This window comes from Aeromonas tecta, from assembly GCF_000820185.1.
GTDB classification, from domain to species: domain Bacteria; phylum Pseudomonadota; class Gammaproteobacteria; order Enterobacterales; family Aeromonadaceae; genus Aeromonas; species Aeromonas tecta.
Window position 1 is genome coordinate 84,147 of sequence record NZ_CDCA01000011.1, and the last position, 12,089, is coordinate 96,235.

Genomic DNA, 12,089 nt, shown 5'->3' on the forward strand with positions numbered 1-12,089 from the left:
TTGAATTGTAGGGTGCAAGGGCGCCCCTACCTTGGCGGGGCGCCATTTTGTTGTTATGGGTGGAGACGAGGCAGGCGGCTGACGAGGCGCAGCAAGTGCTCCTTGTCGTGGGCCGGGTTCAGGGCGAGCAGCGCCATCAGGGCTTGCTCACTCTCCTCCTCGCGGCCCAGTCCCAGCAGGCCGAGCGAGCGCACCAGCAAGCAGTGCTGACGGTGTTTCTGTTGAGGATCGTCGTCGAGCACGATGAGATCGGGCAGGGAGACGGCGAAGAAATCCGCCTCGACCCGCTCGTTCATGACCTCGTCAGCCCAGGCCACCATGCCCGAGAACAGATCCTGGGCCTCCTGCGTCCGGCCGAGGCGGGCCAGCGCCATTCCACGGTAGAAGAGGTAGTCCACCGGCTGATCGTTGTAGTAGCGGCTCGCCCCCAACGACCCCTCCCCCAGGCAGGCCAGTTGCAGGCTCTGCTCGGCCAGGCTCTGGTTGTCACAGGCCTGATGGCAGAGCGCCAGCAGGAAGTGAATGTCGTTGTCGGTTTGACCCACCAGGCGCCCTTCCCCCAGGTTGAGGGGATAGTGCAGCGCCTGTTGCAGCAGCGAGATAGCCTGCTGGTGATTCCCCAGTGCCATCAGCGCCAACGCGCGCCGTTGCTGGTTGATGAGGTATTGCCCCGTCACCTTGCCCTCACCCCCTTCCCAGGGATGGAACTCGCGTAGTCGCAATATCTCGGCCGCCGCCTCCAGTTTGCCCTCGATGTGGTAGAGGCTGAGCAGTTCGGCGGTCAGATCGTCGCGCTTGAGGGCTACGCTGCGGTGCACCTCCAGCAGACTCAGTCGTTCGGCGGGCGCCATGCCGCTGCGTTTGTGCAGCTGATCCAGCTCGAACAGCAGGCGGGCATCATCATCGCGCAGCGCGAAGGCGCGGCTCAGACAGTGCTCAGCCACTGCCAGATCGCCGCTCTTGTTGAAGTGGTAGATGCCGAGGCAGCGCCAGGCACCGGCGAACTGCGGCGCTCGTTCACAGACCCCTTGCCACAGGGCGATGGCCTGCTCGTAGCGACGCTTGCTGTAGTGGAAGCACCCCAGCAGGTACTGGGCGAACCCGCTGTTTGGCAGCCGCTCGAGCATGGCGACCTCCCCCAAGGTATTGGGGAAACGCACCTTGTGAGCAAACGCCTGCTCCGCCCGCGCCAGCAGCGCCGCTTGCGCCTCGCCTTCGGGCAGCAGGCTGGCCTGGAACAGCAGCGGCAGCGTCTCTTCCACCGGCACTGAGGCCAGCAGCCGTTGCGCCAGCTCGGGGCGACCCAGCTCCAGCAGGTTGCTCGCGAGGAAACAGAGGTTCACGCCGCGGCCGTTGCACAGGGTGCGCAGCGCCTCGAGATCCGCCGCCTGCTCGCTGGCCAGCCAGCGCAGGAAGGCGAGCTGGTAGTGCAGCGGATAGCACACTCGCTGCTCGTCGATGTAGCCCAGTGCCTCCTCGCGCTCGCCGCACTCCAGCAAGGCAAGTGCCTTGAGGGCGATGGCGCCGTAGTGGGTACCGTTCACGGCCAGGCTGCGCTCGACAAATTGCAGCGCCTGCGCCGGATCCCGGCGCACCATGGCGATGCGGGCCAGGCCATGGAAACCGCTGTCCCGGCAGTTGCCGCTCCAGGTCGCCTTGTGGAAGTCGTCGAAGGCGGCATCGAACTGGCCGAGACGCTCCCCGATATGGCCGCGCATCAGGCTCGCCTTGCCGCACTGGGGGTTCTTGTTGAGACGATGGGCCCGCGCCAACGCCTTGTCGGCATGGCTCAAGGCCTGCTCGTAGTTAGCACGGTTGTATTCGAGGGTGGCCAGCGCCAGGTTGCAGCGATAATCCCCGCCATCCAGCGCCAACGCACGCAGGTAGTAGTCGAACGGCGAGCGGCTCGCGTGCAGGTACTGCTCCAGATGCTGACCGATGAAATAGAGCTCATCGACCGACTCCAGCTCCCGCGCGGGCAGTGGCGCCGTCGCCGGATCCGGCAACGCCTCGCCCGCGGGCTCGTGCTCCAGATAACTCAAGATGACCTGGTCGTACTCATCCAGCAGCCGCACCCTCAGGCGCGCCTCGCTGGTGATGGCAACCTGCTCCAGCCAGACCTGGCCCGGTTGCAGCTCGATGGGCTGGCTCAGCAACACGCCGCTCTCATCGCTCACCTCGAAGCGCACCCGACACAGCGGGGCTATCGCGTAAACGCCGCACAGCAGCCCGTCCTCGACGCGCTCCAGCTTGAGCGCGGCGCGGGTGTTCGCGTTTTGCAGGGTGCCCAGGGTGTTATATGGCAGGAAGTTCTGGACGAAGATCTTCTCCTCCCCCGCATCCAGCCAGGTGAAATCGGGCTGGTTATCGGTGTAGACCCCGGTCATCAGCTCGATATAGGGGCCGTTGTCATCGGTCAGGTTGCGATCCCAGGCGAGGCCAAAATCACAGCTGCCCCAGCTCCACTGCTTCTTGCCCGGCGAGACGTGGTGATCCGCCACGTGGAGCAGGCCACCTTGCTCGCCATGGCAGTAGGCGCCGACAAAGTCGTAGCCAGACTTGTCCGCCATGTAGGAAGTCGGCACCGGAATGTTGCGGTAACGGGAGATATCTACCCCTGCGGAGTAATCCACCTTGTAGTAGGTGCCGTGGGCGATGGGGAAGGCGCTGACGTCACGCTTGCCGTGGTCATAGACGGCGGTGACATCGGGCGGGAAGACGCTCTGGTGATCGTCGCCTCCCTTGACGGCCGGGTTGGACCACCACAGGAAGTGGCGTGGGGTGTCGTTGCCGTTGAACACCTTGCCGGTGATCTCGATCAGCGCCTTGTCCGGGTAGAGGGTAAAACCGGCCATCACCTGCAGGCCGCGCATCGCCTCCACTTCTCCCAGCCAGACGGTTTTGGCGCCGCCATCCCTCTCCTGGATGGTGAAATCTACCGGCATGTAGGTAGTCGGTCTGTGGTGCTGCGGCCAGTTGAACTCGATGCCACCAGAGATCCAGGGCCCCACCAGGCCCACCAGCGCGGGTTTGATCACCTCGTTGTAGTAGACGAAGTCGCGCTGCATCACCTTGTCGTAGGCGCGATGGATGCGGCCACCAAGTTCGGGCAGCAGCATCACCTTGATGAAGTCGTTCTCCAGCCAGACCGCCTGATAGGTCTTCATCTGCTTCTGGCCGGTGAGGGTGTCGATCACGCCATAGGGATAGACGGCGCCCGAGGAGCCCTGATAGACCCGCTTCTCGAGAAACATGGGGTTCGGATCTTCGGCACCGACCTCGTAGGTCGGCAGGGTAACGGCTTCAACCCAGACATTTACATCAGCTCTCATTTCGCTCGCCTCATTAAACATTAATTAGTAAATGTTTCAGTGAGGCGAGTTTAGAATGAGCATTACGGCGCGTATCGCTGAAAGGTCACGCAATACAGTAAGCGGAGTTTAGTAAAGAGATGATCACCGGCTTGAACAACCAGAAGGTGCGTCAGCACAACAAAAGGGTACTGCTGGCGCTGCTCTACCGCCTCAAGGAGGCGAGCAAATCGACCCTCGCCCGCCACAGCGAGCTCTCAATTCCGGCGGTCAGCAAGGTGCTCGACGAGCTCGCCGCCGAGGGCGCCATCAGCCACAGCGCCCTGAATCTCTCCCAGCGCGGCATCAGCGGCGGCAGCTATCGCATCGCGAGCGGCAGCGGGGCCATTCTATGCCTGAATATCAGCCCCACCAGCCTGGAGAGCATCCTGGTAGACAGCCAGATAGCGCCGCTTGACACATTCAACGGCCAACAGATAGCCCCCCAGACGCCGGACGCCTTGCTGCGCCTGATCGAAGAGTGCTACTACCAGCACAAGCGCCGCCATAAGGGATTGACGATCCGGCTGGCGCTGGCGGTGCATGGCCAGGTCAACCCGGCGACCGGCGTCTCCCAGACCATGCCGCAGGCGCCCTGGCACGCCCCGGTCGAACTCAAATACCTGCTGGAGGAGCGCCTCGGCTGCGAGGTGATGGTGGATAACGACTGCACCATGCTGGCGCTGGCACAAAAGTGGCAGGGCCAGGAAGAGCGCAGGGATCTGTGCGTCATCAACGTCGATTACGGCATCGGCTCGGCCTTCATCATCAACGGCCAGATCTACCGGGGCGCGCTCTTTGGCAGTGGCCAGATAGGCCACACCATCATAGATCCGGATGGCAGCGCCTGCGTCTGTGGCCGCTACGGCTGCCTGGAGACTGTGGCCTCGCTCTTCGCCATCAAGAAGCGGGCGCGGATCTTTCTCAAGCAGCACACCGGCGACGACGCCACGCCGCTCACCAGGGGAGAGCTCAGCACGGCCCAGCTGATCGCCCATTATCGACAGGGGAACACCATGATCCGCACCTTGGTGGACGAGGGGGCGAGAGCCATCGGCCTGAGCCTCTACAACTTCCTCAACATCCTCAACATCAACCGCATCTACCTCTATGGCCGCAGCTGTGACTTTGGCGACCACTGGCTGCAAACCATCGTCAACCAGACCGGCGCCAACCCGTTCGACTGCAGCGATGTGGTCAATCAGACGCATATCCGCTTCGGCCAGCTCGATCGCGCGCAGCAGGTGATGGGCATCGGTTATCTCTATGTGGAGCGGGCGCTGGAACACGGCCAGGCCGGCAACCAGCGCTTCGACAAATAAGGATTACCCCGCGTAGCCCTTGTCCACACCCGCAAGGATGGCTGGCGTCCTGCCAGCCATCCTTTCTGCAACAGCCGGCTTGGCGCTATCTATGGGCTATGGGTTGGCCGACCCAAGCCCAATGGTGAAACACCGCTGGCGCAAGTGCAGACCCAGCCATCCGCATCCATGATCCAGCCCCGTTGTAGCTCCGCGTAGAGTATGACCCAGGCACCATCAAGAAAGCAGAGCCGGGCCCAGCAGTACCTGATAGCCCCCGCGATTAGGCGAACAGTAGTGGGACGCCCCTCCGATAGGGATAAGCGGGCATAGCCTGAATCTTCCCCCCGCATGGGGAGTCTCTGTCCATCGGTGATAGGAGTGCCAAGGGGAGAAGAATATGATGGGCCCATCACCCAGTTAAAGAGCCCGGATCAAGATGAGCACCCAGAGCAAAGATCAACAGCAGACAGAGCCGCAGAGCGAGATCCATCCCTGCGATCAGTGCGGTGAGCGAACCCGCCATCTGGTGGTGCTGGTCCCCCGCGATCACAGCCAGGACATCATGCCCAAGGAGAAATCCAAGGCCTTCTGGCATGCCTTTCGTGCCAGCACCATCACCAACTGGGCATTTGGCTCGACCCTGGCCTATCAGACCACCCATGTGCGGCACCTGATCTGCGAGCGCTGCGGCGAGAAATTTCTCGAGTATTAAGCCTTGTTCTCAAACTGTTGGCTCGTCTGCGGTTAGTCGAGTCGACCCGGATTGTGCAAATAGCACCCTGCTAATAATCGATTTGTTGATCCTGAGCCAGTTTTTATCGGCTCCCTGTTTTGCTCTTCTGACACCTTGGTTAAGATGCTCCACTTGGCTACCAATCTAATTACGGATCTCCATTCATGACACGGGTCTATCATTCTTCACCGGATCATTCGCGGGGGCAAAAGCAGCATGTTGGAGATTTAAACTTAGGGCAGTAGCCTGTCCGATAAAGACCTGAAGAGTCTTGATCATACTTTCGCGACAGTCCGGTTACGCTACGTTAATCGACATACGGTCATCGATCATTAAAAGTAATAATAAACTAGGGTGTTTTTATAAGATGAGTGATTTTCAAAAAGTATTGAATAAGTTATTGCAAGGGTATAAATTAAAACAACCATTCATCTATGAACCTTACAAAACAAATTATCGAGATGATTTAAAAGATAGGCTTGACAACTATTTAGACAGAATTAGAAAGCTCCAAAAAATTGGTTCCGTAGAGGCCTATTTGCATGATAACACATCAAAATTAGAGCGCGTTTGCGAACAAATAATAATGTCTCTTGATGAATACTTATCTGGTAATGCAGGTAGCGCCTACGATGCCTTTGAAAGATTAATGGATTTACCTATTATTAAAGATAACATCCCTAAATTAGTAAGAGACATACAGCATTTTTTAAAGTCCGATGATAAGTTATATCGAGTTAGATGCTCAGACCATGAACTTTCAGAACGCAAAGATATGTTTCATATCCCATTCCATTTACGTCACCTCGTTGGAACTCAGAGATATTCTATAGCCGGATTACCATGTTTATATTTAGGCACATCAATTTATGTATGTTGGCAAGAAATGGGTAAGCCAGATCTTAATAGAATGTATCTTTCACGATATGAATGCGTGAATGAAGAAAGTGTTAGCGTTATTAATTTTTCATATTCATTGGAAACACTAAAAAAAACAGAGTTTGAGAACTTATTCTTTCCTGAGGATGATGAACATGACGGAAATGTAGATCTTCAAAATGCCTATATTGTTATGTATCCATTATTGATAGCCTGTAGCTATAATAGAGCATTCAATGGTGGTAACTTTAACATCGAATACATAATTCCTAACTTGCTTTTGCAATGGATTAGTAAAGAGAAATCCAATGTTTCCGGAATTAGTTATTTTTCAACAAAAACACCTCAATTGAGGCATAGTAAAATTGGTATTAACTTTGTGTTCCCTCCTGACCGAGCATTAGTTCAATTAAGTGGGTTTTGTGCAAAACTAAAAGAAAATTTTAATCTTACAAAACCTATTTCCTGGCAATTGCTTAATACAATAGACAGTACTGAAAAAACTGAGCAAGAATCAACTCCACACTTTGATAGTGTAGATGAAGGTTTCGTAAAACATTATAAGATGACGAGATTTTATAAGGTGGAGTGTTTACTTGAAAATATATTAAAAACAGATCATGTTGACATCTAAAACTATTATCCATATAAAATAATATCACTACCTATTGAAGCCATCCATTATAATATTTCGTGTGTTGAATCTTGCAAGCTCAGCGCCAATCTACAGGTTGCGTAGGTTGGCGCTGGACGAAGTGAAACCCACCGCTCACCTAGAGATATAATCCTGCTTTTCAAGCACCGCCATTAATAATGGTGCGAAATCAAAATAAACAAAAATGAAGAAACTCAAAAAATAAAGGGTGTTTCTCTCTATCTTTAGATCTGGTCTAACCATTACGGAACCTGTCGGTTTGCTCCTCGCCTTTATCCGGCATGACTTCCATATGGATTTGTTCTCGCCAGCGGCCGGCGCCTCTATCTGGTCATTGTTTTTTCTGCCGCTGCTTATGCGGGGATAACATGGCTTGTCCATCACTTGATGAGCATTCGAAAGAAATCAGGGGAAAATGGCAGGGTTGGTGGCGAATAAAGAGAAAGAACATCACGACAGCATAAAGAATCGTATGAACCATAAATTCAGCATATTACGCTACCATTCTTACAGGCAACCCGTTTCGTCCCTTATCGTCTATCGGGACAGCTTTGGCCTTGGCCAGGGCTGTTTTGGCATAGGTTCACTGGCAACGACGCCTGCGATGAGGGGACAAGGGTTTGGCGCCCATCTGCTGCGCGCCGTGACAAATATGCTCCTGAGTGATCCCAATACAGTCGCAACGTTTCTGCATGCGGATATCGACCATCACTTCTACGAGAGGCGGGGCTATAGACGCATCCAGAGCGGTGATTGCATTCATTTCTCCCTTGGGCTGTCGCACTATATCAGTGAACCGCCAACCTACTTTTAATCCACCTCCAGCCACCATCCACACGGCTGCTGCCCGATGGCTAACGACTTTTCTCCACCTTGCCCCCTCCTCTTACCCTGATAATCGCTATTTATGTGCACTGGCTCACATCCTGAAGTCTCTTCTTACCTCACAAATTTACAGGAACACAGTTCCTCTCGCCCCAGTGAAAGCAGGCTCCATGGCTGCTCCGCATCGGCATACATATCTTCAATTGATTGATTTTTAACTATAAAAAATCATTCCGTGGTTCAATATAAACCCATTTTGTCAGCTGGTCTGCTGTGAGATCGGGGTCACACTCAAGGTGATGGCGCACAAAAATCCAGTATTTCGCAGTTTTGTCCGATAGGGTTGATCCTTCTCCCCCACCATAATAGGAGGGTCAAATTTGTCTGCATGTCCCGGGGCTGAACCTGTCGTGGTCAACTAGACCCGGGAAACGATGCCAACAGGCTCCAGCGAGGAGCGGGGAGAACACCATGATCACCACCCTTATCAACGAGCAGCTGATCGCGCTCGATTTAAAGGCCAGCCGCAAGGAAGAGGTCTTCAGCGAGATGGCCCGTCTGCTGGCGGCGCAAGGCAAGGTCAGCGACGAGCAGCAGTTCATCAAGGACTTGTGGGCCCGAGAAGAGCTGGACAACACCGGCTTCGAGGAAGGGGTAGCCCTGCCCCACGCCAAGAGCACGGCGGTGAGCACCCCGGCGGTGGCCATCGGCATCAGCCGCGCCGGCATCGACTACGGCGCCGAGGATGGCAAGCCGTCCCGCCTATTCTTCATGATTGCCTCCCCGGCGGGTGGCGCCAATCACCATATCGAGGTGCTGGCTGAGCTCTCCGCCAAGCTGATTGAAGAGGGTTTCATTGCTAATTTGCTGGCCGCCAAGACTTCGGCCGAGGCACTGGCGCTCTTGCTCGAGAAGAAGGAAGAGACGGTAGCCGCTCCGGCTGCCGACAAGGGCTTCATCATCGGGGTCACCGGCTGCCCGGCCGGCATCGCCCACACCTATCTCGCCGCCGAGTCTCTTGAGCGCGCCGCCAAGGAGCTGGGTTACGAGGTGAAGGTGGAGACCAACGGCTCCATCGGCGTCAAGAACAGCCCGACCGCGGCCGAAATTGCCCGCGCCAGCGCCATCGTGGTGGCCTGCGACAAGCAGGTGGACATGGCCCGCTTCAACGGCAAGCCGCTGATCAAGACCGGGGTCAAGGCTCCCATCAAAGACGGCAAGGGGCTGATCGAGCAGGCGCTCAAGGCTCCTGCCTATGTGGCGGACAAGGATGAGCGCAAGAGCGAGGAGAAGAGCGCAGGCGGCACCTCGGATCTTTACCGCTACCTGATGAACGGCGTCTCCCACATGATCCCGTTTGTGGTCACGGGGGGCTTGCTGATTGCCCTGGCGCTCGCCATCGGCGGCGATCCAACCCCAAGCGGCATGCAGATCCCGGCAGGCAGCATGTGGAACCAGATCCTCAACGTGGGGGTCGCCGCCTTCACCCTGATGATCCCCATCCTCGCCGGTTACATCGCCTACGCCATCGGTGATCGCCCGGCCCTGGCTCCCGGCTTTATTGGCGGCTGGATCGCCAACAACGGCAGCTTCTACGGCGCCGACGCCGGTACCGGCTTCATCGGTGCCATCATCGCGGGCCTGCTGGTCGGTTATCTGGTGCGCTGGATTGCCACCCGCCAGTACCACAAGATGGTGCAGCCGCTGGTGCCGATCCTCATCGCCCCCATCGTCGGCTCGCTGTTTATCGCCGCTGTGTTCATCTTCATCATCGGTGCCCCCATCGCCGACATGATGACCGGCCTGAACGCCATGCTGCTCTCCATGAGCGGTGGCAGCCTGGTCTTGCTCGGTATCGTGCTGGGTGGCATGGCGGGCTTTGATATGGGTGGCCCAGTCAACAAGGTGGCCTTCCTGTTCTCCGTGGGCATGATTGCCTCCGGCCAGACTCAGTTTATGGGCGCCATGGCCTGTGCCATCCCGGCCGCGCCGCTCGGCATGTCACTGGCTACCGTGCTCGGTCGCAAGCTGGGTATCTTCGATGCCAGCGAGATTGAGGCAGGCAAGGCCGCCGGTGCCATGGGTCTGGTGGGGATCTCCGAGGGCGCCATTCCGTTCGCCGCCCGCGATCCGCTCGCCGTCATTCCGGCCAACATGCTGGGCAGCATGACCGCCGCCGTCATGGCCTTCCTGTTTGGCATCACCAACAGCGTGGCCCACGGTGGCCCCATCGTCGCCCTGCTCGGCGCCGTCAACAAGCCGCTGCTGGCCCTGCTCTGCATGATCTGTGGCGCCATCGTCACCGGTGTGGTGGCGGTCGCCCTGAAAAAACTGCGGGTGAAGAAGACGGACGAGACCGCGCTGGCCAAGGCCGCCTGACGTTCTCACGCCTTTCTTCTCACAGAAAGCCAGAGGCCACCCCGGGGTGGCCTCTTTTTTATTGCCTCTATTGCCTGCGTGCAGCTTCCCTCCCACAACACACAGACCCGCTTATCGACCAGCCATCCCGTGATCCCCTTCACACTTCGCGGCCAGATCCCGCCAAACTAGGAAATTTTCCTATCTCCCCTAGGGATGGCTCTCACGCCCTCCCGGCTGCGCCTCATTACAGTCGTCCCACCTGATGTAGTGACCCGCCCCTTCGCAGACGCAAGGTGCCGGGCACAGGTTCAATCGACTGGGCAGCCCCGCTTCCCCGTTGGCCTTTCCGTGGCGTGACCTCTTATAACCGGTTGAAGCATCAACCACTGAATAAACGAGGGGCGCGGCGGAAATTCCGTCTATCTCGCAGAGGATGAACGAAGATGTTGAAATTGCTCCAACAGGTCCGGGTCCCCACCCTGGACCTGCCGGTCGAAGCCCGGCGCAAGCTCTGGTTCAAGCCCTTTATGCAATCTTATCTGGTTGTATTCATTGGTTATCTGACCATGTATCTGATCCGCAAGAACTTCAACATTGCGCAGAACGACATGATACAGGAGTACGGTCTCTCCATGACCGAGCTCGGCATGATAGGCCTTGGCTTCTCCATCACCTACGGGGTGGGCAAGACGCTGGTCTCCTACTATGCCGATGGCAAGAACACCAAGCAGTTCCTGCCGCTGATGCTGATCCTCTCCGCCCTCTGCATGCTGGGCTTCAGCGCCAGCATGGGCGGCACGGGGTTTAGCCTCTACTTCATGATCTTCTTCTATGCCCTGAGCGGCTTCTTCCAGAGCTGTGGCGGCTCCTGCAGCTACTCCACCATCACCAAGTGGACTCCCCGCAACAAGCGCGGCACATACCTCGGCATGTGGAACCTCTCTCACAACGTGGGCGGCGCCGGCGCGGCCGGGGTGGCACTGTTCGGTGCCAACTACCTGTTCGATGGCAACGTGCTCGGCATGTTTATCTTCCCGTCCATCATCGCGCTGGTCGTCGGCTTTATCGGCCTGCGCTTTGGCAACGATTCGCCGGAGGCCTATGGCCTTGGCAAGGTGGAGGAGCTGTTTGACGAGGTCGCCAGCGAAGAGGACATCGCCACCGAGGAGCAGAAGCTGACCAAGGGCCAGATCTTCGTCAAGTACGTGCTGATGAACAAGGTGATCTGGCTGCTGTGCTTCGCCAACATCTTCCTCTATGTGGTGCGTATCGGCATCGACCAGTGGTCCACCGTCTACGCCCATCAGGAGCTCGGCTTCTCCAAGGAGATCGCCATCCAGGGCTTCACCTTCTTCGAAGTGGGCGCCCTGGTCGGTACCCTGATGTGGGGTTATCTCTCCGATCTGGCGAACGGTCGTCGCGGCCTGGTGGCCTGCGTGGCACTGGCGCTGATCATCGCGACCCTGGGTCTCTATCAGCACGCCACCACCCAGTTCATGTTCCTGGGCTCCCTGTTCACCCTGGGCTTCCTGGTATTCGGCCCGCAACTGCTGATCGGCGTCGCTGCCGTGGGCTTCGTGCCGAAACAGGGCATCAGCGTGGCCGACGGGGTCAAGGGCACCTTCGCCTACCTCATCGGTGACAGCTTCGCCAAGCTGGGCCTGGGCATGATCGCCGACGGCACTCCCATCTTCGGCCTGACCGGCTGGGATGGCACCTTCGCGGCGCTGGACATGGCCGCCGCCGCCTGCCTGGTGTTGATGGCCTGCGTGGCCGTGGCCGAGGAGCGCAAGATCCGCCGTATCAAGCGCGAGCTGAAAGCCGCCGAGCTGGCGACCCAGCCCGCCTGATAGACAAAGAGTTTCACTCCGTAGTGTGCATTCGGCTCGCCTTCAGGCGGGCCGTTTTTTATGGCGGGCTGCCACCGTCAGCAAATGACGCCACATTGCCCCCATCCCCCTTGCCTCCTGCCAGCAGAGCGC

Annotated in this window: 7 protein-coding genes; 6 read left to right on the top strand and 1 reads right to left on the bottom strand. The window is 57.5% G+C overall.

The window, feature by feature from the left end:
- Positions 1-53: 53 nt before the first annotated feature.
- On the bottom strand, positions 54-3,332 hold the full coding sequence (locus BN1137_RS03075; protein WP_050717203.1) for a DUF5107 domain-containing protein: 3,279 nt from the start codon (positions 3,330-3,332) through the stop codon (positions 54-56).
- Positions 3,333-3,451: 119 nt separating this feature from the next.
- Between BN1137_RS03075 and BN1137_RS03080 the strand changes: the two genes are divergently transcribed.
- The 6 genes from BN1137_RS03080 (at position 3,452) to uhpT (ending at position 11,957) form a co-directional block, all read left to right on the top strand.
- Positions 3,452-4,672: an ROK family transcriptional regulator gene (locus tag BN1137_RS03080; protein WP_050717204.1), complete on the top strand. Its 1,221-nt coding sequence runs from the start codon at positions 3,452-3,454 to the stop codon at positions 4,670-4,672.
- A 418-nt stretch (positions 4,673-5,090) separates the two neighbouring features.
- The gene (locus BN1137_RS03085) at positions 5,091-5,366 is read left to right on the top strand and encodes a hypothetical protein (protein ID WP_050717205.1); all 276 of its coding nucleotides are present in this window, start codon (positions 5,091-5,093) and stop codon (positions 5,364-5,366) included.
- 388 nt (positions 5,367-5,754) lie between these two features.
- Positions 5,755-6,900, top strand: a complete 1,146-nt coding sequence (locus tag BN1137_RS22260; protein ID WP_157433606.1) for a hypothetical protein — start codon at positions 5,755-5,757, stop codon at positions 6,898-6,900.
- 436 nt (positions 6,901-7,336) lie between these two features.
- On the top strand, positions 7,337-7,735 hold the full coding sequence (locus BN1137_RS03090) for a GNAT family N-acetyltransferase (RefSeq protein ID WP_083443343.1): 399 nt from the start codon (positions 7,337-7,339) through the stop codon (positions 7,733-7,735).
- A gap of 482 nt (positions 7,736-8,217) precedes the next feature.
- The gene (locus BN1137_RS03095) at positions 8,218-10,125 is read left to right on the top strand and encodes a PTS fructose transporter subunit IIABC (RefSeq protein WP_050717206.1); all 1,908 of its coding nucleotides are present in this window, start codon (positions 8,218-8,220) and stop codon (positions 10,123-10,125) included.
- 425 nt (positions 10,126-10,550) lie between these two features.
- On the top strand, positions 10,551-11,957 hold the full coding sequence (uhpT, locus tag BN1137_RS03100; protein ID WP_050717207.1) for a hexose-6-phosphate:phosphate antiporter: 1,407 nt from the start codon (positions 10,551-10,553) through the stop codon (positions 11,955-11,957).
- The last annotated feature ends 132 nt before the right edge of the window (positions 11,958-12,089 follow it).